14 protein-coding genes and 4 pseudogenes are annotated in these 25,560 nt (G+C 71.7%); 10 read left to right on the forward strand and 8 right to left on the reverse strand.

Annotated elements, in window-relative coordinates; genetic code table 11:
• Positions 1–640 precede the first annotated feature (640 nt).
• Complete coding sequence (locus ABZ924_RS02710; RefSeq protein WP_361902977.1) at positions 641–1,291, reverse strand: hypothetical protein; 651 nt, start codon at positions 1,289–1,291, stop codon at positions 641–643.
• A gap of 152 nt (positions 1,292–1,443) precedes the next feature.
• On the opposite strand from ABZ924_RS02710, the pseudogene ABZ924_RS02715 reads away from it, so the two are divergent.
• Positions 1,444–1,662, forward strand: a pseudogene (locus ABZ924_RS02715) (transposase); the annotation flags it as partial.
• An 18-nt stretch (positions 1,663–1,680) separates the two neighbouring features.
• Here ABZ924_RS02715 and ABZ924_RS02720 read toward each other — a convergent pair.
• Positions 1,681–2,569 (reverse strand): annotated as a pseudogene (locus tag ABZ924_RS02720) (IS110 family transposase); the annotation flags it as partial.
• A gap of 199 nt (positions 2,570–2,768) precedes the next feature.
• Between ABZ924_RS02720 and ABZ924_RS02725 the strand changes: the two are divergent.
• Both ABZ924_RS02725 and ABZ924_RS02730 read left to right on the forward strand, forming a co-directional pair.
• Positions 2,769–3,601 (forward strand): annotated as a pseudogene (locus ABZ924_RS02725) (IS5 family transposase); the annotation flags it as partial.
• Positions 3,602–3,720: 119 nt separating this feature from the next.
• Positions 3,721–3,942, forward strand: a pseudogene (locus ABZ924_RS02730) (UDP-N-acetylglucosamine--N-acetylmuramyl-(pentapeptide) pyrophosphoryl-undecaprenol N-acetylglucosamine transferase); the annotation flags it as partial.
• Positions 3,943–4,150: 208 nt separating this feature from the next.
• On the opposite strand, the gene ABZ924_RS02735 reads toward ABZ924_RS02730, so the two are convergent.
• From ABZ924_RS02735 to ABZ924_RS02750, 4 genes are all read right to left on the reverse strand, one after another.
• Positions 4,151–4,462 carry a hypothetical protein gene (locus ABZ924_RS02735; RefSeq protein WP_361902980.1) on the reverse strand — a complete coding sequence of 104 codons (312 nt, stop codon included), beginning with the start codon at positions 4,460–4,462 and terminating at the stop codon, positions 4,151–4,153.
• Positions 4,459–5,622 (reverse strand): polymorphic toxin type 44 domain-containing protein, encoded by a 1,164-nt coding sequence (locus ABZ924_RS02740; RefSeq protein WP_361902983.1) that lies wholly within the window; start codon positions 5,620–5,622, stop codon positions 4,459–4,461. Before ABZ924_RS02740 ends, ABZ924_RS02735 begins: the two co-directional genes overlap by 4 nt.
• 12 nt (positions 5,623–5,634) lie before the next feature.
• Complete coding sequence (locus ABZ924_RS02745; RefSeq protein ID WP_361902986.1) at positions 5,635–6,039, reverse strand: hypothetical protein; 405 nt, start codon at positions 6,037–6,039, stop codon at positions 5,635–5,637.
• Between the two features lie 697 nt (positions 6,040–6,736).
• On the reverse strand, positions 6,737–7,336 hold the full coding sequence (locus ABZ924_RS02750; RefSeq protein ID WP_361902988.1) for a transposase: 600 nt from the start codon (positions 7,334–7,336) through the stop codon (positions 6,737–6,739).
• A gap of 1,117 nt (positions 7,337–8,453) precedes the next feature.
• On the opposite strand from ABZ924_RS02750, the gene ABZ924_RS02755 reads away from it, so the two are divergent.
• Together ABZ924_RS02755 and ABZ924_RS02760 are read left to right on the forward strand one after the other, a co-directional pair.
• Complete coding sequence (locus tag ABZ924_RS02755; protein ID WP_361902991.1) at positions 8,454–9,272, forward strand: DUF6426 family protein; 819 nt, start codon at positions 8,454–8,456, stop codon at positions 9,270–9,272.
• A complete protein-coding gene (locus tag ABZ924_RS02760) occupies positions 9,272–10,411 on the forward strand; it encodes a Fic family protein (RefSeq protein ID WP_361902994.1) in 1,140 nt (379 codons plus the stop codon). Before ABZ924_RS02755 ends, ABZ924_RS02760 begins: the two co-directional genes overlap by 1 nt.
• 416 nt (positions 10,412–10,827) lie before the next feature.
• Here the strand turns inward: ABZ924_RS02760 and ABZ924_RS02765 are convergent, their stop codons facing one another.
• Positions 10,828–11,097: a hypothetical protein gene (locus tag ABZ924_RS02765; RefSeq protein ID WP_361902997.1), complete on the reverse strand. Its 270-nt coding sequence runs from the start codon at positions 11,095–11,097 to the stop codon at positions 10,828–10,830.
• Between the two features lie 179 nt (positions 11,098–11,276).
• Positions 11,277–12,314, reverse strand: coding sequence for a helix-turn-helix transcriptional regulator (locus ABZ924_RS02770; RefSeq protein WP_361903000.1), 1,038 nt, complete (start codon positions 12,312–12,314; stop codon positions 11,277–11,279).
• Positions 12,315–12,472: 158 nt separating this feature from the next.
• On the opposite strand from ABZ924_RS02770, the gene ABZ924_RS02775 reads away from it, so the two are divergent.
• From ABZ924_RS02775 to ABZ924_RS02795, 5 genes are all read left to right on the forward strand, one after another.
• On the forward strand, positions 12,473–12,736 hold the full coding sequence (locus tag ABZ924_RS02775; protein WP_361903003.1) for a hypothetical protein: 264 nt from the start codon (positions 12,473–12,475) through the stop codon (positions 12,734–12,736).
• A gap of 45 nt (positions 12,737–12,781) precedes the next feature.
• Positions 12,782–13,003: an MbtH family protein gene (locus ABZ924_RS02780; protein ID WP_361903006.1), complete on the forward strand. Its 222-nt coding sequence runs from the start codon at positions 12,782–12,784 to the stop codon at positions 13,001–13,003.
• Positions 13,004–13,325: 322 nt separating this feature from the next.
• Positions 13,326–16,880 (forward strand): amino acid adenylation domain-containing protein, encoded by a 3,555-nt coding sequence (locus ABZ924_RS02785; RefSeq protein WP_361903009.1) that lies wholly within the window; start codon positions 13,326–13,328, stop codon positions 16,878–16,880.
• A gap of 79 nt (positions 16,881–16,959) precedes the next feature.
• Positions 16,960–24,273: an amino acid adenylation domain-containing protein gene (locus tag ABZ924_RS02790; RefSeq protein WP_361903012.1), complete on the forward strand. Its 7,314-nt coding sequence runs from the start codon at positions 16,960–16,962 to the stop codon at positions 24,271–24,273.
• Positions 24,270–25,556 carry an MFS transporter gene (locus ABZ924_RS02795; RefSeq protein ID WP_361903015.1) on the forward strand — a complete coding sequence of 429 codons (1,287 nt, stop codon included), beginning with the start codon at positions 24,270–24,272 and terminating at the stop codon, positions 25,554–25,556. Before ABZ924_RS02790 ends, ABZ924_RS02795 begins: the two co-directional genes overlap by 4 nt.
• Positions 25,557–25,560: the final 4 nt, after the last annotated feature.

A 25,560-nucleotide genomic window follows, 5' to 3' on the forward strand; every position in this document is an offset into this window, starting at 1 on the left:
CAGGACCGGGAACTCACCGCGGGCACCAACGCGGCAGCCCTGACCGGGCTCATCCAATCCGTCTGGCACGGATTGTCAGTGCGGTCCAACGTCGATACGGCTCGCGAGGAACTGCTCGCGACGGCACAACTTGCTCACCAGCTGATCTGCCAACAGCTCGCGTCACCAACGTCATGACCCGCAACAACTAGTTGTCCCATGGTGTCCGAGCTGGGATGCCAGGGCCGAATAAGCCAGCAGGATCGGTGACAGAGTTCATACCGGCACCCCGGCTGCGGTGAAGCGCACCGGGGGCAGGTCGTGGCGGGATCGACGGTCCAGCCACCGCCCCGCCCCAGGGTCGTGCGTACCGGCACGCCGGAGTCCATGAGCGCCTGGCGGTGGCGCTGCACCGTCCGCGTACTGCCCTCGAAGCGGGCGGCGAGCGGTGGCTATCGCAGCAGCCATGCTCGAGCTCCGGCCGACCGGTTCCATCAGCTGGAGAATCCAGCGCTGTGCCGCCTCGGTGTTCGCTGCGGCGGGTGACTGGAAGCGCCTGGGCGGGAGCGCCTGCGGATTGCGCTCATGAACGCCGGGGCGATCGAGGTACGGTGACACCGGTCCGACACGGAAGGAGTCGTAGCCGGATCGGTGCACTGGGCTACTGCTTCTGGGCCGCGACGGCGATCTCGGCAGAGGTGGCGGTCGGGCGCTTGCCAGCCTGGATCTGCTGCAGACGCTTCAGGACTGTGGCGGCCATGTCGCGAGCCGCGGTGGCATCCTCGCCGGCGTCCGCGACCTTGACCTCGATGTTGACCGTGCCCGAACGGGTGTAGGCGTACACGCTGCCTGTCTTGTGGACGAGGAATGAGCTCTCCTCCCCCACAGTCGTCGGCTTCGCCTGCACCGGTGTGAGGCCGTCGCGCTTGGCCCAAGCGATGTAGGCGGCCTTCGCGCTCTCAGGCGTGTCGAACTGGCAGACAGCCAGGTCCATCATGCGTGTGCGGGAGGAGCCGTTGTAGAAGAAGTTGGCGTCGCCAGCGCGGGCCCAGCCCTTCGGCGAGCCGCCTTCGGTGTGGGTGCAGTCGTCCGCGGTGCCAGGCCGATCCTTGCTGAGGCTTCCGGGGTCGTAGCCGGCAGGTGCCTCACCGCGGTCCGGGATGGCCTGCGTAATCTCGCCCTGGCTGAATTGCTTCGATATGGGCTTCTCGCTCTCCTCGGGCGCACTCCAGCACAATCCGCGACCGCTGAGCCAGAGCCTGCGCCGTCGTCCGGCGCCGTAACCAGCCCTCCAGCACAGCCCGCTGGGCATCAGTGACCGACAACGGCGGAATCTTCGGACCCGGACGACTCATGCCCGACTACGACGAATCTCCGACTCAGGTCACCAGGGCCTGTCCGGCGGATCATTCGCGGAGCCAGAGCCTGCGGCAGTGAGGGGTGCCATGGAAGATTTAATCGCCCGCCGCGATCGTTTACGTGCTGGTCAGCGGGTGTGCCTGGCGGGCCCTGCCACCCTGCTTCGGGATATCGAAGTCCACGGCCCACCGCCGGTTCCTGATCTGGTCGAGGTCGGGAGTCTGGGGCCGGCTGCACGAAGAGATCCTGTACCGGCTCGACGACGCCGGGCTCCTCGATCTCTCCCGAGCAGTCCTCGACTCCGCGCACGTGCGGGCCAAAAAGGTGCCTCTATGGCTTTCGTCAAGCCGTAGCGGGTGTGGGTGGTTGGTAGAAGGTGCCGTCGCGGAGCATGGCGAAGAGGACGTCGATGCGGCGTCGGGCAAGTGCGATGGGGGCGGCGATGTGGTGCTTCCCCTCGCGGCGTTTGCGGTCGTAGTACGCGCCTGACTCGGGCTGGGACAGCGAGGCGAACGCGGTGAGGTAGAAGGCCCTCTTGAGCTGTTTGTTGCCTCGGCGGGAAGGGTGTTCGCCGCGGATGGAGGACCCGGAGTTCCTGGTCACGGGTGCGAGGCCGACGTAGGCGGCGAGGTGGCCGGCGGTGGCGAAGCCGCTGCCGTCGCCGACGTCGATGAGGATGCGGGCCGCGGTCCTGATCCCGATGCCGGGCATCGAGATCAGGACCTGGGAAAGAGGGTGGGCCTCCAAGAGTTCCTCGCTCCGGGCGGCGAGGAGTTTTCGCTGGTCAAGAACGGATTGGAGCGAGCTGGCGAGGCTGGGGACGATCAGCGCGGCGGCGTCCGTTCCCGGGACGACGACGGTCTGTTCGTCGAGTGCGGTGAAGATGTCGTCGACCAGCCGGTCGGCCATCCGCGGCGCTTTGGGCCGTATCAAGGTCACCAGGCGGCGGCATCCGGCTTTGCGGATCTGGGCCGGGGATCCGAACGGCCGGGTGCTGGATCCGCGGACCCAGGACCCGTTCGAGGGATGGGTGGATCTGAGTGAGAAGACCGCGGAGCCGGTTGGCGATCCGGGTGGACTCGCCCGCGAGGTCGTCGTCGAACCCGGCGATCATCGCGAGCTCGGCCACGGTCTCGTCCGCGGGATCGATCGTCCGCAGGGTGTGGGGCATCTCTCTGGCGGCATCCGCGATGATGAACGCGTCGCGGGCGTCGGTTTTCGCCTCACCGGGACACGGTCCAAGCCACGAGGAACTCCGGCCAGCGGCGGGTGGCGGTGGTTGGGTCGGGGCGGTCATCGAGGAGGCGGTCCGAGAGGAGGGTGGGGGGCGGTCGGGCAGGCGTTGGGCGGCGGTGAGGAGGCGGGGTACTGGTGGACCGGGAGGGAGAGGTCTAGGCAGTGTCTGATGGCTCTTGCCCGGATGGTGGGCCGACCACCGGGCCGTGGTCAACGGTGTGCTTTACCGGACCCGGACCGGCATTCCCTGGCGTGACCTGACCGAACGCTACGGATCCTGGCAGACCGTCTACGAACGCCACCGCCGCTGGTCGGCCGATGGCACCTGGTCGAAGATCCTGCGCGCGTTACAAGCCGGCGCTGACTCCACCGGGCAGGACGCGGACGGCTCGTGGGCGGTCAACGTCGACGCGACCACCTGCCGGGCCCACCAGCACGCAGCCGGAGCCCGGCACGCACCCCCGGCCGACCACCCCGAAAAGGGGGTGGTGCGCGCGTGGACGCAGAGGGCCGCGAGGCCCTGGGACGCTCCCGGGGCGGACTGACCAGCAAGGTCCACCTGCTGGCGGACGACCGCTGCCGTCCCCTGGCCTGGCTGACCTCGCCCGGCCAGCGCGGGGACAGCCCGATGTACATCCCGCTCATAAAGGCCCTGAACGTGGCCCGCACCGGGCCCGGGCGCCCGCGCACCCGGCCGGACCGGGCCCGCGACGACAAGGCGTACTCCAGCCGCGCCAACCGCGTCTACCTGCGCAAACGTGGCATCAAGGCAACGATCGCCCAACCGGACGACCAGCGCGCGAAGCGCCGCAGGCGCGGCCGATCCGGCGGACGCCCACCGGCCTTCGACCATGAGCAGTACCGCCGGCGCAACACCATCGAACGCTGCATCGGCAAGCTGAAGCAGCACCGGGCCGTCGCGACCCGGTACGACAAACGCGACTACATCTTCAACGGCACCCTAGCCACGGCCGCCATCGTGATCTGGCTCCGCGACCTCATCAAAGAGCCATCAGACAATGCCTAGAGGCGGGGCTGAAAAACGTCGGTGGCGATGGCGGCGGCCTGCCCATGTGGACCTGGGCGTTGTTGTGCACGACCTCGCCGGGTACCTGGCCGCCCGACGCGTCAAAGTCCCGGCAGCGGGCCGGTCTGGCCGCACAGCTGTGCCGTCGGCCACTGGTGCTGCACGAGCAGACGGTCCGGCTGGGACTGGCCAACCGGAAGCTCGCGAGCTCGGCCACGCGGATCGCGGTGTCATCGGATTCGCCGCTTGCGCTGCTGCCGGCCGAGGTCCGTGACCGGGCGGTGGTCACCGGCAACCCGGTCCGCCCCGAAGTGCTCGCCGGGCAGGCGGACAAGGCGGTGCATGGGCCGCCGTGTCAGGTACTCAGCGGCAGGCTGCGCGTCGCCGAGGGCGGCTGTTCGGTCGGCCTGCGAGAAGGCGCCGATGGCATCGAAGCTGCGAGCCACGGCAAGTGGCCGAGTTGAGACCGTGGGCAACCTCGAAGCTCCGAGTCCGAAGAAGCCGTGGTTGCGGCCGCGCTCGGCGCATCACCGCGTCGGGGCGACCTCGTCAGCAGCGGTAGCCGTTGGGGACCTGGAGGAGAGCCACGAAGATCCATACCATGACCGCGGCGCCGGCCGTGCCACCCAGGAGGGCGACCGTGAGGTTCCAGCGTCCTACGTACCCGATGAGCATCCCCCACCACACCGCTGCCGCGATCGCGAGCAGTGCTCCGTAGAAGGTCAGCGCGAGGCCGTTGGCCGCGCCGTTCACCCCTACATCGCACGCCCGCCACGCGGCTGCCAGCAGCACCGACCCGAGCACACCGGTGGCCAGACCGGCCACGGGGGCGACCGCACAGCCCCACTGCCCCCGCGTCACTTCCGGGTCCTGACCTGCGGGACGTTCTCGCCATTGCGCTGTGCTTGCTCCATCTGGTCTATCGCGTCGTTGATTCCTTGCCGGAGCTGTTCCTCGGTCAGGTTGTCGCCGTACTTGTCGTAGAGGTCCATGCCGACGCGCATCGTTATCTGATCCCCTTGGTCGTCGTCCCCGGTGAGCACCGTTTCTCCAAGGGAGGCGCCTTTGATCAGGGTATCCGCGTCGAAGCCGGCTGCTCGGCCGACGTATCCGTAGTGGACGTTGGAATAGATGTCGTAGAAGACTTCGCGGTTCGTTCCAGGCTGCTTGAAGAAGTAGTCGTCAAGCGTTTGCAGGTCGTATCGCTCCTGCAGCTGCGGCTTGTGGTCCCAGTCCTGCCCCGGAGCCACCTTCACGCCCCACATCGTCAGCGCCGTGTTGATGTCGGAACCGTAGTTACGCCCGAATTCGTACCACTCGGGTTTGTCCAGCAGGGACCGTATGTTCCCGACGGTGTCCGATTTTGCGTTCCGCTTCATCTCCTCGAAGATCCACTTTTCGGCGTCGGTGAATTTCTGCTCACTCCGCGCCGACCCCGTCGGCGGGATGACGGGACTGGCCGAGGCGTTGAACCCCCCGATGGTGCCGTCGAGGACGTTCCCGTCCACGACCACGGCTTCGAGTGCCTGCTTGACGGCCTTGTCGAACTCGTCCATGGCCCTCACCGCCGCGGCGATGTGCGCGGTCCAGGACTCCTCCACGCTCTTCAGGTCCGGGTCGCGCCGCAGGGTCCGTGCCTGCGCCGGGTCCTGAACCCGCGTGAAGTCGAAGGTCGCGCGTCCCGCTGCCGAGACCGCCATGCCCGCGGCCACCGCGTCCTCCCGCGCCGATTCGACCTTCTTCTTCAGGTCCGCGAAACCGGTGTGCGCGTCCGTCAGGAGCTTGGCAACCGCCTTCGCCTCGGTCTGCGCGGACTTGTACTCACGCCGAGTCGTCGCGAACTTCATCTGCGCCGCTTCCACACTGAACCCGAGCCAGTTCTGGCCCAGGGTAATCTTCTGGACCGTCTCCCCGTAACGCTCCTCTACCTTCGACAGATCAGCGGCCATGGATTGCCACTTTTCGGCAGCTGTCGTCAGGACGCCGAGATCGGTCGTCATGACTTCCTGGTAGGTCAGCACGAGCCCGGCCCCCTACAGTCCCTCGAGCTTGGATTTCGGCGCCAGCGCGCGGAGTTCGTCACCCGTGCGTACGTCGTTCTGTACGAACAAGCCGGAGGTGCCACGTAAGGAGGCCTTTTCGGCGCTCAGGCGGCCCATTAGCATCTTCGCCTGCTGGTCCCAGGTCTCCGTTACCTTCTTCAGGCCGGAAGCCGTTTCCCAGCCATCAAGGGACCTTGCCGCCGCGCTGGTGTTCTCTTTTGCAACGTCCGTGGCCTTCTTGGTGTTGGGCTCCAGCTCGGTCTCGATGGTGTTCGCCGCAGCCTTCTTCTCCGCCGGCGTCGAGCCGAATACGCTTCCGCCTCCCGAAGCCAGCGGCCCCGGTAAACCATCCACGCTGTTCAGGCTTGTTCCCGTGTTGTTTGCGTCTCCTGACATGCTCGTCCTCCCCTGTTCCCCTGGTTTGGATCATATGCGGCGGCCCCCGCGCCTCAGCCAGGATTTCTGTCAGAGGTGTCCGTAAACAGCCGTCAGGCGCCCCAGCCCCCCGAAGGCGGTGAAGCAGCAGACGCCGCTCAGTGGCCCACGGTCTCGACCAGACGTCCGACCGGTCAGATCGGATGGGAGCCTTACTGGAACGGGGAGGGCCGTTGGCCGGACGGCAGCAGCCGCGGCCGTCCGAAGCGGCGCATTCACACGTAGGAGGACTACCACTCCGAGGCAGAACCCGCCGGATGCGCTGGGGCGGCCAAGCCGCGCTCTGTCATCATCCTGCCGATCGCCGCGCCGAGGCCGAGCCGTTCATGGCCGTCGCTGCGTCGAAGCCGGTGGCCGGTCGTCGAGCGCTTTGATCCGGCCACTCCCGGAGAGGTCACAGGGGCGGGGAGTGAGACGGCCGGTACTGTCGACCGGTTTCGCAGCGGACACGCGGGAGGTGCCCCGTGGTCGCCGAGCAGGGGGACGTGTGGCCGAGCTTCACGAGGAGATAGCCCAGGAGGTCAGTTGCAGGCCGAGATCACTGCCGCTCTCCAAGGTCTCGAGAGCTTGGACGAGGACGATCCGCAGTACGCGGCCGCCTTCGCGCGCCTGGTGCAGGCAGGCAACGCGCCTCACCTCGACGTGAGCACCAAGTCGTTCACGGTGGCGTTGTGGGCCCACGCAGCGTGTGCGGTGCTGCTGGGCGTGGGAAGGCGGGGACCCGGGCGAGGGAGGCGCCGTGCCAGGCGGCCTCGGAGGTGATCTGGCGGTTGAGCTCGCCGAAGCCGGCGTCCGGGATCGCCCGGTTCAGGCCGGCCTTCTGCCGGACGTTGCGGCCGGGGCTGTGCAAGGTGCCCTTCGCGGAGGAGGTCATGCCCTTCGTGTTCAGGGTCTCGAGCGCGATCTCGGCGTACTGCTGGACCAGCCGCTTGGAGATCAGGTGCAGGGTGCTGGTGCGGCGGGCGGCCAGCTGGGCGTGGAGTTTGGCGACGCGGGCGCGTGCCTGGGCGTAGCCCTTGGACTGCTGGGCGGCTCCGCGGACGAAGCGGCGGGACATGACGCGCTGGGCGCGGGCGAGCTTGCGCTCGGTGGAGGCGAGGTGGCGTGGGTTGGGGATGAGGGTGGTGGGCCCTGCGGCCGGGGTGAGCGTCACGGGCGCGCCCGCGCCGCTTGAAACGGGGGTAGCCCACCCCATCCAGTTCCGCCACGCCGTGGCCGCGTCGTCCATCGCCGTGTAGTACGCAAGAGGCTCTCCCACCACGGGTACGGCTCGGGCCGCTCGACACCCTCGGGTAAGGGGCCGGTGAACGGCCGCCCCTTGTTCTCCCGGAAGAACGCCTGCGCCCGGAACGCGTTGGGAACCTTCACCTTCGGCGCCGCCTTGTTGACCGCTGCCTTCTCCACGCCCGCCGCGACCAGCGCGTCCCGGCCGCGGGCCCACATTTCGTGGACCGCCACCATGTAGCCGAGGGCGAAGTTGAAGCCGCAGCGGGCCGCGGTGGCGTACCGCCTTGAAGGATCTCGACCTGAGCGGGAGATCGAGCGCGAACCGGTGGGCCCGCAGCGTTTCGGTCATCGGCATCGTCGTCATCACGGGATCGTTACGCGCGGGTCTGACAGCCGCTGAACCGGACGACGGGGAGTTCCCTGCGCACACAGCTGCTCCGGCCGCGTCGCCAGCAGGTACTGCGTGGTGCGCTCCCTCGCGGTGTCGGCGGCGTGGTCCGGCGACGGAGCCGGCAGCGCCAGGGGCGGCAGCGGAAGCGTGATTCTCCTGGAGCAGGACGCCCGAGACGCGCAGCAGGTTGAGAGCCATTGACACCCGTCTTCTGAACCGCATTTTGCGTCTGCAGCAATGATTAGGTGCCAATCTGTGCATTGCTGCCGCAGCTGCCGGCACCGGAGAGTGGAGACGCCCACGAAGACGCGTGGCACTCTCCCCTTCGCCCCGTTCCAGGAGCCGCTGTGCAGCCCGAGAACATCGTCCTGCCGGTGCACCTGACGGCGACGGGCAAGCTGCTCGCGGGCGAGCTGTGCATGACAGACGCGTGTTCCTCAGGCGCTCGACGGTGTCGGTCAAGCCGTTCTGCGGCCCGGCGTTCGTCGACCGATCCGCCTCTGCCTTCACCACCCGTCCATAGAAGCTCTGTCAGTTCCCCACCCCATGAGTGGCCACCGGCTCGGGGCGGACGCCTCCGGAGAGTCTCCGCACAGCCTGTGCCGCCCGTTGCGCGAGGTGACCGGACACGTCGGGGCGGTGGCGGAAGTTCATCCTGGCCAACACCTGGCAGCCCTGCCACTGTTGCGCCGCGCTGCCGAGGAGCCACCTGTGACCTCGGCCCTCATCGGACATCCCTCCCATCGGAATGAAGACAATGAACCTCAGGAAATTCGTGGTCGCCACCGCACTCGGCGCCACCGTGCTCACCGCCGTACCCGCACTAATCGCCCCGCACGAGGCCGCCGCCTCCGCCTGCGACCAGCTGACGGAATGCGGGGAAGGCCCGGGCGACACCGGTGGTGGTGGCGACGACTCGGGCGGCGGCGACACCGGCGGCGGCGACGCGGGCGGCGGTGACACGGGCGGCGGCGACACCGGCGGCGGCGACACCGGCGGCGGCGATATGGGCGGCGGCGATATGGGCGGCGGTGGCGAATGGAGCGGCGGTGGCGCCGACCTCGGCGGAAACATCGGCGACTTCGTGGGCGGCTCCCCGTCGGTCACCATCGTCGGCAGACGCGATCTTCTTCCCGGCGTGCCCGCCATCCCGGACACGACGACCTACAGCGGGCACTCGGGAGGGATCTACGGCGGGGCCCCCGGCAGGGACAAGGCCGTTCCCTGGAGCGCGGGCAAGAGGTGGACCGAGCCGCTGCCCTGCCTCAAGAACACCAACGCCGGGACGACGAAGCTGAGCCAGAACACCACGTACGCGGTGACCTACGAGGTCAGCGCCAACATCTCGGCCAAGGCGTACGAGGTGCTCGGCGCCACCCTCGACACCAAGCTCAACGCCACGGTGACCAGGCAGCTCGGCACGGAGGTCACGCTGGCCGCGGGGCAGAGCTGGACGGCTGACGTGGAGTACCAGACCATGGTCTACGCGATCCAGACGACGTCCTGGGGCTGGACCTCCACCGAGTTCGTGAACGTCACCATGCCGACCGGCACCCTGAACTTCCACTCCTGCTGATGCTCGACCGTGCCACCACGGCGGCGGTGCGACGGGTGCGCCCCGTCGCACCGCCGCTGGACACCGCAGCCGTCCCGTCCGACGCCCGCCGCCGGGCACTCGACGCGCTCGCCGAACTGGCCAACGCCACCCGCGGGCACCTGGACGACCCCGACCTCTTCCACCGCCCCCGGTGGCGGCCCAAGCTCCACCTGCACCGCATCGCCGGAATCGAGCCGGCGCAGCTGGCCGAGCAGCTGGCCGCCGCTGCCGAGAACCGCAGCTCGGCCGGTCTGCTGGCCGTCCACTCCGTCCGGGCCGAGGTGCTCGAACACCCCGGCCGACGCCCGTGCTTCACCCCGGACGCGCTCGCCGAGCTGCACCGGCTGCTGATCGCGGGGGACCCCAACATCACCGCCCCGGGCGGGTTCCGCCGCTCGTCCTCCACCGTCACCTGGCCCGACGGGCAGACCTTCTCGATCGCGACCGGGGCCGGTGCGCAGCTGCGGGAGCGGATCGAGTACTGGCACCACTGGGGCACCCGCACCACCGCGCCCCCGCTGGACGCCGCCGCGCTGTCCATGGTGGCACTGCTGACGATCCATCCGTTCCCGGACGCCAACGGCCGCATCGCCCGCCTGCTCGGCCAGTGCGACCTCGTCGGGGCCGGTCTGCTGCCCGGCCTGCTGCTCGACCTGGACGCCTGGATCGAAGAGCACCGGGCCGAGCACGACACGGCCTTGGTCGCCGCGGCCGACGGCGACCTCATGCACTGGGGAGCGCTGTTCGCCCGCGCGGTGACCGACACCGCCCGGCACCGGACCGGCACCCTCACCGTCCACGGCCGACTGCTCGGCGCCGCCCTCGCTCAGGTCGCCGACGATCCCGCCGCCGTGGCCGTCCTCGGCCAGCTCCGCGCCGCACCGGCGGTCTCGGCCGCCTGGCTGCGCGACCGCATCGCGCACGAGCCGCAGCCGGCGCTGGACCGCCTGCGCGCGGCAGGCATCCTCACCGACCACCCCCGCCTCCCGGGAGCACTTGTCCACCCGCAGCTCCTCGAACTGCTCGACACCCCCTACCGGCCCGACCCGGCGAGGGAGTCCGCCGAAACGGAAGAAGGGCCCGCCGCGCCGGACCGGAGCCGGCTGTACACCCAGTGACCTGAGTCAGAGGTTCACCGTTGGTCGGGCATGAGTCGTCCGGGTCCGAAGATCCGCCGTTGTCGGTGACCGATGCCCAGCGGCCGGTGTTGGAGGGCTGGGTGCGTCGCCGGACGACGGCCCAGGCTCTGGCCCAGCGGTCGCGGATCTGGAGTGCGCCGAAGGACACGGTCCGCACCTGGCGGCGGCGGTTCCTCGAGCGGGGCTTGGACGGCGGTCTCGCGGGGGTCGTCTCTTTCGGATCTTGTTCCCCCAGCTACCGCTGGGAGGGGCCGCCAGACCCGCGCCGCCCGGCACATGGCCGGACTCGAGGTACCTCGTGGCCTCCGCCTTCGGGGACGCGGCCTCGCTTCTCACCTGGTCATGCAGGGAGCTGCGGACAACACGCCGGGGCACGGACTGCAGGCCGTTTGCGGTCAGGAGAAGACGCCGATCAGGAGCTGGATGGTGAACATGGCGACCATGCAGAAGCCGACGGCGGCGAGGAGCCATTGGGCTGCGCCGCGGGGGCTGTCGAAGCGGGTGAAGTAGCCGCCGACGCCGGCGAGGCCGAGGAGGGCGCCGCACCAGAAGACCGGGCCGTCGTGCCACTTCGCCAGTACGGCGATGGCGGCCAGCAGGAGGGCCAGTGCGGTCAGTTGGCCGCGGGTGGTGAAGGTAGGCGTTTTGTCCCCCGAGTGAGTCATGGCCGAATCCTAGTCGGGCCTGTGGATCGGCCTCAGGGCGGCCGCGACCTCCTCGTTTGCGAAGTCGCCCGTGGGTGTGGGCGGGGGCGCGGACGGGCCCTGCTCGGACCCGTTGACGATCGTCCGCCGATCCAGTGTGTGCCGTCCTCGTGGGCGGCACCGTCCTTTTCGCCCGGGTGCTATTCCCCGGTGGGCGGGGTGTCCGGGCGGGTGGCGGCGCGTTGGGTGCCGAGGAGGTAGCCCGCCTGGAAGCGGCTCTTCACGCCGAGGCGGTCCATGATCTCGGCGATGTGGCGGCGGCAGGTGCGCACGGACATGCCCATGCGGGTGGCGATGGACTGGTCGGTCAGGCCCTCGCTCAGCAGCAGGGTGATCCGCTGCTTCAGCTGCTCGGAGATGTCCGCGACATCCCGGTTGTTCCACTCCAGCGGGAACGGCGTCGCGCTGACCCACCACAGTTCGAAGGTGCTCAGCATGAAGTGGACCAGGTTCGGTTCGCGCACGATGATCGCGGCGCCCGGGTCGCCCTCGACCCCGATGACGGCCACTTTGCGGTCGAACACCAGCAACCGGACGAACCGGTCGTCCAAGGTCCGCACCTCGGCCCCCCGCTGGGAGACCCGCTCCACGTATTCGCGCGTGCCCTGGCTGAAACGAGCCGTGTGCTGGTAGAGGGTCCGCATGGCGACCCCCCGGTCCAGCATCGCCTCGTCCCGGGCGATGGCCTCCTGGAGGACCTCCGCCCTGCGCCCGCCGCCCGGCTGGGAGGTGACCACCTCCGTCTCGCACTGGGCGGCGAGCTCGGCGATGGCCGCCCTGGCGCTGCTCAGCGCGGCGATGAACTCCACGCCTTCGCGCCCGCCGCCCGGGGCGGGCCGTTCCTCGTAGATGCGGCTGTACTCCAGCAGCTGCCCGCGCAGGGTCTCGACGGCTGCGCGCTGGGCGCGGATGGCGCGTTCCATCGGGGCGATCACGCGCTCGGCGGCGGATTCGGGTTCCACGGCGACGAACGCGGAAGGCTGCCCGGGGTCCTCGCGCAGCAGGCCCATGGCGGTCAGTTCCGTGCAGGCTCGCTCGGCTTCGGCCGGCGGAATGCCCAGGCCGGCCGCGAGGTCCTCCGAGGTGACGGAGGGCCGGCGCAGTGCGTGGCGGTAGGCGGCACGCATGACGTCGGAGGGGTGCCCGGCGTCGGTTGCGTCCGTTTGGTGCTGTTTCACGTGGGTACATCCAGTGCTCATCATGCGGACATGCACGTTGATGATCCACCACTGGCAAAGATTTGGCCGAGATCGTTTGGAAGAGTGAAGGGCGTGCCACGGGGGCGCAGGGGGATTCCGGCTGAGGTGTCCCCCACGAACTGCTGTTAGGGAACGCAATGAGGCACTTCACCGCTGTTGTCCGGAACACCTGCGCGCTCGCCGCCGCCGCCGTCCTCGTGGGCGCGGCCGGCGCGACGGCCGCCGGCCTCGCGCAGCCGACCGCCGTGCAGGCGGCCGACGGCGTCTCCGACACGGGGTGGGGTGCCCCGCATCCCAAGAACCCGGCAGCACGCAACGACACCGGCTGGGGAGCCCCGCACGCCGAGAACCCGGCAGCACGCATCGACACCGGCTGGGGAGCGCCCGGGCGCGACGCCTGAGGCGGCGCCTGCCGGTCGGGCCCCAGGAAGAGATCAGGAGCAACCATGAGCAACCCCTTCGAGGACCCCGACGGCACCTACCTCGTGCTGGTCAACTCCGAGAACCAGCACTCGCTGTGGCCCTCGTTCATCACCGTGCCCGAAGGCTGGACCGCGGTCTTCGGGGAGGGCCGGCGCGAGGAGTGCCTGGCCTACATCGAGCAGAACTGGACCGACATGCGGCCCACCAGCCTCGTCGAGGCCATGGGGGGTTCGGCGGGCCGCTGATCCGGCCCCGCCGAACCCGGCCTTCCGTGATCCGGCTTCGGTGATCCCGCTTCGGTGACCCGCCCGCCCGGCCCCGTCGGGTCCGGCCCGGCGGGTCGCCGGAGCCCCGCGCCGGTCCACCCACTCCGCACGGTCAGCCGTGCAGCGGGCAGCGCCCGCACCGCCAACCGCTCGGCCGCCCGACGGGCCGCCGAGCGGCGACCACCCTTGCCCGGGAGCCCTGCGGGGAACCCGGAAGCGGGGGGAGGCCCTGTCCGCCTGCCCCTCGACCGTCCTTTTTCGCGCGTTTGCGCTGTGTGCCTATTTCGTCGGGGGAACACCCTTGTCTTCTCACGCTGCCCTCCAGCTTTCGCAGGATCCACAGGAATCACAGGAAGTCCCGGAGAACACCGCGGCCTGGCTGTCGCGGGTGTTCGCGGACACCCTCGGTCTGGCGGAGTTCGCGCCCGAGGCCGACTTCTTCGACCACGGCGGGGACTCCATCCTCGCGGCCCGGGCCGTGATGCGGATCCGTGCGGGCGTGGCCGGTGAGGTTCCGCTGTCCTGGCTGTTCGAGCAGCGCAGCCCCGCCCGGCTCGCGGCCGTCCTGCACGGCAGCGTCCGGCTGCTCGGCGAGGCGGAGTCCGCCGGCGCCGTCGCCGCGAACGTCGCGACCGCCGAGGCCGTACGGGGTGCCGCGCGGCCGCTGTCGCACGCCCAGGAGCGCCTGTGGCTGCTGCACCAGCTCGACCCGCAGTCCCCCGCTTACAACGAGCCGATGCTGTACCGGATCCGGGGGGACCTCGACGTGGAGGCGCTGCGGGCGGCGCTGCACCACCTGGCGTCCCGCCACGACGTGCTGCGCAGCTCGATGGTGCTGGAGGACGACCGGCCGGTGCAGCGGGTCACGGAGTCGGCGGCCGTGGAACTGGCCGTCGCCGACCTGCGGGCCGCCGGGGACGGCGCGCAGGACGCGGCCCGCGAGCGGATCCTCGCCGACGTGGCCGCCCCCTTCGACCTCGCCGCCGGCCCGCTCTTGCGCGCCGCGCTGCTCCGCACCGGGGATCAGGACGCGTACCTGCTGCTCACCTTCCACCACATCGTCACCGACGGCTGGTCCACCGGCGTGATCCTGGCGGACCTGGGTGCCGGGTACGCGGCGGCCCGCGCGGGCCGGCCGGCGGCGGGCGAGCCCCTGGCCGTGCAGTACGCGGACTTCGCCGCCTGGCAGCGCGACTGGCTCGACGGCGGGACCGGCGAGCGCCAGCTGGCGTTCTGGGAACGGGAACTCGCCGGCGCCCCGGAGCTGACGGCGTTCCCGACGGACCGGCCGCGGCCGGCCGTGCAGTCCTACGACGGCGGCCACGTGCGGTTCGCGGTCTCCCCCGAGCTGGGCGGCCGTGTGCTGGAGGCGAGCCGGGAGCACGGGGTGAGCGTCTACGTGACGATGCTCTCCGCGTTCCTGCTGACCCTGCACAAGTACACCGGTCAGCAGGACCTGGTGATCGGCACCCCGGTCGCGGGGCGCCACCACCCGGGCCTCGACGGGCTCGTCGGCTTCTTCGTCAACACGGTTCCGTTCCGGGCCCGCCACCGGGCCGGGGACACCTTCCGGGAGTACGTCCGTGCCGTCGGCCGGACCTGCCTGGAGGTGCTGGACCACCAGGACGTGCCGTTCGAGCAGATCGTGCAGCGGCTGGGGCTCCAGGGCGTCAGCAGCCACTCCCCCCTCGTGCAGACCGTCTTCGCCTACCAGGACGACGAGGCGCAGGACCTGCCCCTGGACGGGCTGCGGACCGAGGCGGTCCCGGTGGACGGCGCCACCTCGCGGTTCGACACCACGCTGTTCGTGACGCGGCGGCCCGGCGGATCCTTCGACTGCAACCTGGAGTTCAGCACCGACCTGTACGACCGGGCGACCGCCGAGCGGCTCGTGGAGCACTTCCTCGGCTTGCTCGGCCAGGTCCTGGACGCCCCGGACGGCGGCCTCGCCTCGTTCCGGCTGTGCACGCCGGCCGAGCTGGCGCAGCTGGACGCCTGGAACGCCACGGCCGCGCAGTTCCCGGCCGACCGCTGCCTGCACGCGCTGGTCGAGGACCAGGTCGACGCCACTCCCGACGCCGACGCCGTGGTCCTCGGGGACGAGCGGCTGACGTACGCCGAGCTCGACGGGCGGGCCAACCGGCTGGCCCGCCACCTCGTCGGGCTGGGCGTCCGCCCGGACGACGTCGTGGGCCTGTGCATGGACCGCTCCCCCGAGCTGGTGGTGGGCCTGCTGGCGATCCTCAAGGCGGGCGCCGGATACCTGCCGCTCGACCCGGAGGCCCCCCGCAACCGGCTGACGCAGATCTCGGCCGACGCGCGCGCCGAGGTCTGCCTCACGCTCGGCCACCAGGCCGAGGCGGCGCCCGAGGTGGCGCACCTCGTCCGGGTCGATGCCGACTGGGCGGAGATCGCGGGGCTTCCCGGCGGCCGGCCCGAGGTGGCCGTGCACCCGCGAAACCTGGTGTCCGTCTACTACACCTCCGGCTCGACGGGTGCCCCGAAGGGCGTCGCCAGCACCCACGAGGGCTGGGTCAACCGGATGGTGTGGATGCAGAAGCAGCACGCCCTGCGGCCCGGCGAGACGGTGCTGCACAAGACGACGCTGACCTTCGACGACTCGGCGCTGGAGCTGTTCTGGCCGCTGATGTACGGGGGCCGGATCGCCCTGATCGAGCCCGGTCTGCACCGGGACCCGCAGGCGGTGCTGGAGGCGGCGAAGCGCTACCGGACGGTGCTGCTGCAGACCGTGCCGAGCATGCTGAACCTGCTGATGGAGGCCGTCACCCCGCAGGACCGGATCGAGCTGGGTGCGCTGCGCAACACCGTGTCCAGCGGTGAGGCCCTCACCCCTGCGGCGGTGCGCCGGTTCGCCGAGACGATGCCCGGCGCGCTGCACAACACGTGGGGGGCGACGGAGGTGTCCATCGACTCCACCATCCGTACCTGCGGGGCGGCGGACGCCGAGGACACCGGGGCGGTGAGCGTCGGCGCGCCGTTCGACAACAACACGGTGCACGTGCTGGACGCCGCGTTCAACCCCCTGCCCGTGGGCGTGACCGGAGACCTCTACATCGGCGGCCGCGGCCTGGCCCGTGGCTACATGAACGACCCGGTGAAGACCGCGCAGGCGTTCGTCGCGAGCCCCTTCGGCCCGGGGGAACGGCTCTACCGCACGGGTGACCAGGGGTACCTGCGGGCGGACGGCTCGATCAAGTTCGTCGGCCGGAACGACCACCAGATCAAGATCCGCGGCATGCGGGTGGAGCTGGGCGAGATCGAGTCGGTGCTGCGCGACCACGAGCTGGTCCGGGACGCCGTGGTCGTGGCCTCGCGCACGGCGGCCGGGTACCGGCTGGCGGGCTACGTCACGCCGCTCGACCCGGCCGCGGCGCCCGAGCAGGATGCGCTGCGCCGACACCTGGCGGCCTGGCTGCCCGAGCACATGCGGCCGCCGTTCCTGCTGGTGATGGACCGGCTGCCGCTCAACGCCAACGGCAAGATCGACCGGCACCGGCTGCCCGACCCGGTGCAGGCGGCCGGAGGCGGCGCGGGCGGGCGGGCACCGCTGGAGGGTCCCGTGCAGCGGGCCGTCGCCGAGATCTGGTGCGAGGTGCTGGAACTCGATGCGGTGGGCCCGGACGACAACTTCTTCGAGCTGGGCGGCCACTCGCTGATCGCTGCCAAGGTGACCGGCCGGCTCCGGACCCGCTTGGGACTGGAGCTGCCGCTGCGGACGGTGTTCGCCGCGCCCGGCCTGCGGGACTTCGCCGAAGAGGTGGACCAGCACCTCAGGTCGCGGATCAGCGGGATGAGCGTGGACGAGATGCAGGCACTGCTCGCGCTGCTGCGCTGAGCCGCACGGCGACGACAACGACGAGAGCGGACGGGGGCGAGCGCCCCCGGTCCGCCCCGTACCAAGGGATGGGGACTTCGTGAACACCGGACTGCCCGGCGCAGCCCAAGAGGGACTCGCAGAGGAGATCTACGAGTTCCGCGCCTCTCGGGCGCAGCACCGCATGTACTTCCTGCAGCAGCTCGCGGGCGACGCGCCCACCTACCACATGCCGCTCTTCCACCGGCTGCGCGGCGCCGTGGACGGCGGGGCGCTGCGCGAGGCGGCGCGCGTGCTGGTCGAGCGGCACGAGGCGCTGCGGACCCGGTTCGTGGTCCAGGACGGCGAGCTGCTCCAGCTCGTCGCCCGGGAGGCCGCCTTCGAGTGGGCGGAGACGGACGTGGCGGCCGTGGCCGCCCTGTTCGGCCGGGCGCCGCAGGACACCGACGGTGTCGTGCGCGCGTGGGTCCGGCAGGAGGAGGCGAGGCCGTTCGACCTCGCGCAGGGTCCGCTCTTCCGGGTCGGGCTGCTGCGCGTGGCGGAGGAGGAGTCGGTGCTGCTGGTGGGCATGCACCACATCGTCTCCGACGGCTGGTCCTGCGAGATCCTCTTCCGCGAGCTGTCCGAGGTGTACGAGGCCCTGGTGTCCGGGGCCGGGGTTGCGCTGCCGGAGGTGGAGTTCCAGTACGCGGACTACTCCTGCTGGCAGGAGGAGTGGCTCGACAGCCCGGCCGCCGCGCGGCAGCGGGCGTACTGGGAGCAGCGGCTGGCCGGTGACCTGCCGGTCATGCGGCTGCCGGTGACCCGGCCGCGCGGTGCGGCGGTGCCCGAGCGGCGCGGGGCCTCGCTCACCTTCCCGGTGCCGGCGGCGGAGCGGCTGCGGGAGCTGTGCGGCGGCGCGGACGCCACGTTCTTCCACGGTCTGCTGGCGGTCTTCGACCTGCTGCTGAACCGCTACACCGGGCTCGAGGACGTCCTGGTGGGCACGCCGATCGCGAACCGGCACCGCGCCGAGTTCGCGTCCGCGGTGGGCCTGTTCGTCAACACGACGGTGCTGCGCACCGACCTGTCGGGGGACCCGACCTTCCGGGAGCTGCTGCTCCGGGTGCGGGACGGTGTCCTCCAGGCGCAGGAGCACCAGGACATGCCGTTCGAGGAGCTGGTCCGGATGAAGAATCCGGACCGGGACGCCGAGTCGTCGCCCGTCTTCCAGGTGATGTTCGGCATGAACGAGGTGGGCGACCAGGCGCTGCGCTTCGCCGGGATCGAGGGCGAGCCGCTGCCGACGGACTCCGGCACGGCCAAGTTCGACCTGTCCCTGGACGTGGCGGACACCGCGGACGGCGTGACGGGGATCTTCGAGTACCGCAGCGACCTGTTCGAGGCGTCCGTCGTCGACGGCCTGGCCCGCCACTACGCGCAGCTGGTCGAGGCCGTCGTCGCGGAGCCGGACGTCCCGGTGTCGGCCCTGCGCATGCTGTCCGACGAGGAGTGCGCCCTCCTGGCGCCCGCCCCCGCGGCGTCCCCGGTGCCGGCCTCCCGTCTGCGGCCGGTGCACGAGCTGTTCGCCGAGTGGGCCTCGCGCACCCCGGACGCCGTGGCGGTGGTCGACGGCGCGCTCCGCATCGGCTACGGCGACCTGGACCGCCGGGCCAACCGGCTCGCGCACCACCTGCGCGGGCTCGGCGTGGGCCCCGGTGTGATGGTCGGGCTGAGCATGGAGCGGTGCGCGGACCTGGTGGTGGCGCTGCTCGCGGTGCTGAAGGCAGGCGGGGCGTACGTGCCGCTGGACCCGGCGTACCCGGTGGACCGGCTGCGCCTCATGGTCGAGGACTCCGGGCTGCGGACGATCGTCACCGGCGGGGAGGTTCAGCGCTGGTGGGCCGGTCCGGCCGGGGAGGGTGCCGCCTTCGACGGGGCGGTGGTCGACGTGACCGCCGACCGGGAGGTGCTGGAGGCGTACCCGGACACGCCGGTCGCCGCCGGCGCGGGCCCGGACGACCTCGCGTACGTCATCTACACCTCCGGTTCGACCGGCCGCCCCAAGGGCGTGCTGATCCCGCACCGCAACATCAGCCGGCTGTTCACCTCCACCGACCACTGGTTCGGCTTCGGCCCCGGGGACGTGTGGACCCTGTTCCACTCCTATGCGTTCGACTTCTCCGTCTGGGAGCTGTGGGGTGCCCTCGCGTACGGGGGCCGGCTGGTCGTCGTCCCGTACGAGACGAGCCGGGAGCCCGCGGCCTTCCTGCGGCTGCTGCGCGAGCAGCGGGTCACCGTGCTCAACCAGACGCCGTCGGCGTTCCACCAGCTGATGCGGGCCGACGAGGCCGCCGGCGGCGATCCGTCGGAGCTCGCCCTGCGCTACGTGGTCTTCGGCGGCGAGGCGCTCGAACCGGCCTCGCTGCGCGGCTGGTTCGACCGGCACGGGGACGCCGCCCCGCAGCTGGTGAACATGTACGGCATCACGGAGACGACCGTGCACGTCACCCACCGACCGATCACCCTCAAGGACCTGGAGGCCGGCAGCGGCAGCGTCATCGGCGAGCCGATACCCGATCTGCAGCTGTACGTGCTGGACGCGCAGGGCCGGCCCGTCCCCGCCGGGGTGCTGGGCGAGCTGTACGTGGGCGGCGCCGGCCTGGCGGACGGGTACCTGAACCGGCCCGGGCTGACGGCCGAGCGGTTCGTGCGGCACCCGTTCTCGCAGGACCCGGCCGAGCGGCTCTACCGCACCGGCGACCTGGCCCGCCGGCTGCCCGACGGGGACCTGGAGTACTGCGGCCGCACCGACGCGCAGATCCAGCTGCGCGGCTTCCGGATCGAGCTGGGCGAGATCGAGGCGGCTCTGGTCGACCACGGGCTGGTCCACGAGTCGGTGGTGCTGGTGCACACCGACGACGAGGGGCACGCCCGGCTCGCCGCCTACGTCACCCCGCGGACCGGAGCGGACGCCGGGGCCCTGGACGGCGAGGTGCTGCGGGCGCACGCCTCCCGCCGGCTGCCCGTCCACATGATCCCGGCGACGTTCACCGTGCTGCCGGAGTTCCCGCTGACAGCGAACGGCAAGGTGGACCGCAAGCGGCTGCCCGACCCGCAGGTCGCCCGGACCGGCTCGGGCCGCGCGTACGCGGCGCCGACCACGCCCGCGGAGCAGGCGCTGGCGCAGGTGTGGTCCCGCGTGCTGGACGTGGAGCGGGTGGGGATCGACGACAACTACTTCGCGCTGGGCGGGGACTCGATCCGCAGCATCCGGCTGCTGGCCCTGGCCGGCGAGGCCGGTCTGCGGATCGGCTTCCAGGACCTGATGGCCCACCAGACGATCCGCGCGCTGGCCGCGGCGGCCACCGCCGCGGACGGCACGGACGCTGCGGGGGGCCTCGCCGGGGCCGCCGCGCACCCGCCGTTCTCGCTGCTCGACCCGGCCGACCGGGCGCAGCTCCCGGACGGCCTGGAGGACGCCTACCCGATGACCCGGCTCCAGCAGGGCATGCTGTTCCACAGCGACCTGTCGGGTGCGGGCAGCGAGTACCACAACGTGTCGACGTACCGGATCAGGGCCCGGCACAGCGAGGACGCCTGGCGGGACGCCGTGGCCGGGCTGCTGGCCCGGCACGAGATCCTGCGCACGTCCTTCGACGTGAGCGGCTTCCGCGAGCCGCTGCAGCTGGTCCACGCGGACGTCCCGACGCCGGTCACCTTCGAGGACCTGAGCGCTCTCACGCCCGCCGGGGCGGACGCCGCCGCGGAGCGCCGCTGGGAGCAGGAGAACGCCGAGCGCTTCGACTGGCGTACGGCCCCGCTGATCCGCTTCCACGTGCAGCGGCGGCCCGACGACACCGTCCAGCTCTACATCACCGAGCACCACGCGATCCTGGACGGCTGGAGCGAGCGGTCCCTCTACGCCGAGCTGCTGCTGCGCTACGGCCGGGCGCTCTCCGGCGGGGAAGCGCCGTCCGCGGCTCCGCTGCGGTCGCGCTTCTCCTCGTACGTGGCGCTGGAGCGGGCGGCGGTCGAGGACGAGGACAGCCGCCGGTTCTGGGCCGGGCAGCTGGAGGGTGCCACCCTCACCCGGCTGCCCCGGGGCCGCACGGCCGCCGGGCAGCCGCAGGACGCGGCGGCCGCGGCCATGGAGTTCACCGAGCGGGCGCTGCCCGATGCGGTGCTGGAGGGGCTTTCCGGGCTCGCCCGCGACCTGGGCGTTCCGCTGCGGACCGTGCTCCTCGCGGCGCACCTGCGGGTGATGGGCCTGCTGACCGGCACGGACGACCCGGTGACCGGGGCCGTGTACAACGGGCGGGGCGAGGAGGCGGACGGCGACCTGGCGCTGGGCGTCTTCCTGAACACGCTGCCGGTGCGCGGCCGTCTGGGCGGCGGCAGCTGGTCCGACCTGGTGCGCGAGACGGCGGCGCTGGACCTGGAGATCCTGCGGCACCGGCGCTACCCGCTGGCGGAGATCATCCGGTGCACGGGTGGGTCCGAGCCGTTCGAGTCCTTCTTCAACTACACCCACTTCCACGTCGAGCGGCAGCTGGACGGGCAGTCGGAGGTGGAGGTCCTCGACTCGCGGGGTGTCGCGCACACCAACTTCCCCTTCGGGGCGGAGTTCTACCGGGACGCGGTGCACGGCGGACTCGGACTGGGGCTGCGCTACGACACGGCCCGGTTCGACGCCGGGCAGATCGAGCTGTTCCACGGCTACTACGCCGCCGCGCTCACCGCCATGGCCACCGACCCGGAGGGCCGCTACGAGACCGCCGACCTGCTGTCCGAGGAGGAGCACCGCCTGTTCCGGGCGTGGAACGGCACGGCCCGGCGCTACGACCGGACGCACGTGCTGCACGTGCTGGTCGAGGAGCAGGCCCGGCGCACGCCCGACGCCCCGGCCGTCCGGTTCGGCGGCCGCTCGCTGACGTACCGTGAACTGGACCGGCGGGCGGAGCGGCTGGCCGAGCTGCTGCGGGCGCGCGGGGCCCGGCCGGGCGGGTTCGTGGCGGTGCTGCTGGAGCGCTCGCTGGAGCTGCCGGTCTGCCTGCTCGCGGTGCTGAAGGCGGGTGCCGCGTACGTCCCGCTCGACCCGGACCACCCGGAGCAGCGGCTGCGCGGGATCCTCGCGGAGGCCGCGATCCCCCTGGTGATCACGCTGCCGGAGTGGGAGGCGAAGGTCTCCGGTCCGGGCACGGTGGCCGTGCACCCGGACGCGGCGGAGGCCGAGGCCGTCGGTACGGGCACGGAGGCCGCAGCGGTGGCCGCCGGTCCCGGGGACGCCGCGTACATGATCTTCACCTCGGGTTCGACGGGGACGCCGAAGGGTGTCGTCGTCTCCCACCGGGCCATCGTGAACCGGCTGCTGTGGATGCAGGAGGAGTACGGGCTGCGGCCCGGCGAGCCGGTACTGCAGAAGACCCCGGCCACCTTCGACGTCTCCGTGTGGGAGTTCTTCTGGCCGCTGCTGACCGGGGCCGTCCTGGTGCTCGCCGCTCCGGGCGGCCACCGCGACCCGGCGTACCTGGCGGAGCTGATCGAGGCCGAGCGGATCACCACGGTCCATTTCGTGCCGTCGATGCTGCAGGCGTTCGTCGAGGAGCCCACCGCCGCGGCGTGCACGAGCCTGACGCGGGTGGTGTGCAGCGGCGAGGCACTCCCGTACGACCTCCAGCAGCGCTTCCTGGCCCGCTTCGGCGCGGAGCTGCACAACCTCTACGGGCCCACCGAGGCGGCCGTGGACGTCACGTACTGGCGGTGCACGGACGACGGCAGCGGCGTGGTCCCCATCGGGCGGCCGGTCGCCAACACCGCGCTGTACGTGCTGGACCGGCACGGCCTGCCCGTGCCGCGCGGGGTGACGGGCGAGCTGTACCTGGGCGGCGTCCAGCTGGCCGAGGGCTACCACCGGAGGCCGGACCTGACCGACCGGGCCTTCGTCCGGCACACCGACCACGCCGGGGTGACGCGCCGGCTCTACCGGACCGGGGACCTCGTGCGGCACCTGCCGGACGGAGCGCTGGAGTACCGGGGCCGCACCGACGCGCAGATCAAGCTGCGCGGGTTCCGGATCGAGCTCGGGGAGATCGAGGCGGTCCTGTCGGGCCACCCGGACGTCGCCGAGTGCGCCGTGCTGCTGCGCGGGGACCGGCTGGCCGCCTACGTGGTCATGCGTCCGGGCGCCGCGGGGGCAGCCGATCCGGCCGTGCTCTCGGCGTACGCGGCCGACGCGCTGCCCGCGTACATGGTGCCGTCGTCGTGGACGGAGCTGGCCGTGATGCCGCTGACCGGCAGCGGCAAGCTGGACCGCAAGGCGCTGCCGGCGCCGGCGGAGGGGGCGCTCGCCCGCTCCGCCGCGGCCGTGGGCCCGCGTGACGCCCACGAGGTGCGGCTGCTGCGGATCTGGACCGAGCTGCTCGGCGCGGACGGACTGGGCGTGGAGGACGACTTCTTCGCCGCGGGCGGTCACTCGCTGCTGGCGCTGCGGCTCGTGTCCCGCATCAACGCGGCGTTCGGGCTGCGGCTGGGCGTCTCGGCGGTGCTGGCGCACCCGACGGTCGCCCGGCAGGCCGAGCTGGTCCGCGGCGGCACCGAAGCCGCCCGGCCCGGAGCGGCGGTGCCCCTTCGGGCCGCCGGCACCCGCACCCCGGTCTTCCTGGTGCACCCCGCGGGCGGCAGCGTGCTGTGCTACCGCGAGCTCGCGGCTGCCCTGGGCGCGGACCAGCCCGTGTACGGGCTCGCCGCGGCCGGGCTCGAAGCCGGGGCCGCGCCCGCGGAGACGGTCGAGGAGATGGCCGAGGCGTACCTGCGCGCCGTCCGGGAGGTCCGGCCCGCGGGCCCGTACCGCCTGGCCGGCTGGTCGTTCGGCGGGCTCGTGGCGCACGAGATGGCGGCCCGGCTGACCGCCGCGGGCGAGCGGGTGGAACTGCTCGCGCTGGTGGACAGCGGCCACCCCGAAGGCAGCCGCGTCCCCGGCACGGAGGCGGAGGTGCTCCTGCACTTCCTGGAGGACCTGCTGGCCTCCTCCGGGGGCGAGGGGGTGTCCCCCGCGACGGCCGCCGCGCTCGCCTCGGCCGCAGCGAGCGGCGGGACCCGGGACGGCCTGCGGCTGATCCGCGACGAACTGCACCGGGGGGACGCCGGCGGCGCCCCGCAACCGGACGACCTCGCCCGCCACCACGCGGTGTTCCGGGCGAACCTGCTGGCCGCGGCGGCGTACCGGCCGCCCGTCTTCCCCGGAGCGGTGCGCCTCTACCGCAGCGCCGACGGCATCCGGGCGGGCTTCACCGAGGCGTGGGGGCGGACGGCCGGATCCGGCCTGACGGTACGCGACCTCGACACCGACCACTACGGGATCGTGCGCGGCGCGCACGCCCAGGAGATAGCGAGAGACATGCAAGACAACACCCAGGAAGGGCCCCGACCGTGACCGACAGGAGAACGACCCTGTGGCGGCACGCCGACTTCCGCAACCTGTGGCTCGGGCTGACCGCGTCCCTGTTCGGCTCCAAGGTCACCGCCGTGGCACTTCCGCTGATCGCCGCCGTCTCCCTGGAGGCCACGCCGTTCGAGATGGGCGTCCTGGTGGCGGCGGAGGGCCTGCCGTACCTGTTCATCAGCCTGTTCGCCGGGGTGTGGCTGGACCGCAGCGCCAAGCGGCCCATCCTGATCCTCACCGACCTGGTGCGGGCGGCGCTGCTGCTGCTCCTGCCCGTGGGCTGGGCGGGCGGCTTCCTCTCCTTCCCGATGCTGCTCGCGGTGTCGCTGGCCGTCGGCGCCTGCACGGTGGTCTCGGACATCGGCAGCGCCTCGTACCTGCCGCTGCTGATCGACCGCAAGGACCTGGTCGAGGGCAACAGCAAGCTGGAGCTGAGCAGCTCGGCGGCCGACATCGCGGGCAACGCGATGGGAGGCGGCCTGCTCCAGATGATCTCCGCGCCCTTCGCGGTGATCGTCAACTCGGTCACGTACCTGGTCTCCGGCGTCTTCACGGCGCTGATCCGGCACCGTGAGGCCAAGCCCGCACCCGCCGCCCCGGAGGCGGACGGCGGGGCGGCGGTGAAGCCGAACCTGTGGCGGGAGATCGCCGAGGGCGCGCAGCCGGTGCTGCGGAACCCGGTGGTGCGGACGCTGGTGAGCGCCACCCTCGTCTTCAACCTCTTCACGCTGGTGATCGAGCCGGTGTTCCTCATCTTCGTCACCCGCACGCTGGGCGTGGATCCCTTCTACATCGGCTTGATCTTCGCCTCGGCCGGGGCCGGCGCACTGGTCGGCGCCCTGGTTGCCGAGCGGGCGAGCCGGCTGCTGGGCGTCGGGCGGGCGATGGTGGTCTCCCTGGGCATCGCCGGTCTCGCGGCGCTGCTGATCCCGCTGGCCACGCAGCTGCCGAAGACGGAGGCGTCGCTGCTCATCGTGGTCATGCACTTCGTCGACTCGGCCATGATCATCATCTACAACGTCAACCAGCGCAGCCTGCGGTCCGCGGTCACGCCGGACCATCTCCAGGGCCGGATGAACGCGACCATCCGGATGGCCGTGATGGGCGTGACCCCGGTCGGCGCCCTGGCCGGCGGCTTCCTCGGCGGTGCCCTCGGCACCCAGCAGACCCTGGTGCTCGGCGCGATCGGCGTCCTGCTCTCCGGTGTCGTGATCCTTCTGTCCGGTGTCCGGTCGGTGCGGGAGATCCCCGACGCCGAACCCGTAGCGGTGTGAGGCG

Origin of the sequence: Streptomyces sp. NPDC046876 (assembly GCF_040645035.1) — a bacterium.
In the GTDB taxonomy this organism is placed as follows: Bacteria; Actinomycetota; Actinomycetes; order Streptomycetales; family Streptomycetaceae; genus Streptomyces.

What these genes read in the sequence shown, in the direction of transcription:
- ABZ924_RS02760 (WP_361902994.1), top strand. Translation starts at nt 9,272, where the DNA reads ATGCTCGACCGTGCCACCACGGCGGCGGTGCGACGGGTGCGCCCCGTC.
- ABZ924_RS02755 (WP_361902991.1), top strand. Translation starts at nt 8,454, where the DNA reads ATGAACCTCAGGAAATTCGTGGTCGCCACCGCACTCGGCGCCACCGTG.
- ABZ924_RS02765 (WP_361902997.1), bottom strand. Translation starts at nt 11,097, where the DNA reads ATGACTCACTCGGGGGACAAAACGCCTACCTTCACCACCCGCGGCCAA.
- ABZ924_RS02775 (WP_361903003.1), top strand. Translation starts at nt 12,473, where the DNA reads ATGAGGCACTTCACCGCTGTTGTCCGGAACACCTGCGCGCTCGCCGCC.
- ABZ924_RS02745 (WP_361902986.1), bottom strand. Translation starts at nt 6,039, where the DNA reads ATGTCAGGAGACGCAAACAACACGGGAACAAGCCTGAACAGCGTGGAT.
- ABZ924_RS02780 (WP_361903006.1), top strand. Translation starts at nt 12,782, where the DNA reads ATGAGCAACCCCTTCGAGGACCCCGACGGCACCTACCTCGTGCTGGTC.
- ABZ924_RS02710 (WP_361902977.1), bottom strand. Translation starts at nt 1,291, where the DNA reads ATGCCCAGCGGGCTGTGCTGGAGGGCTGGTTACGGCGCCGGACGACGG.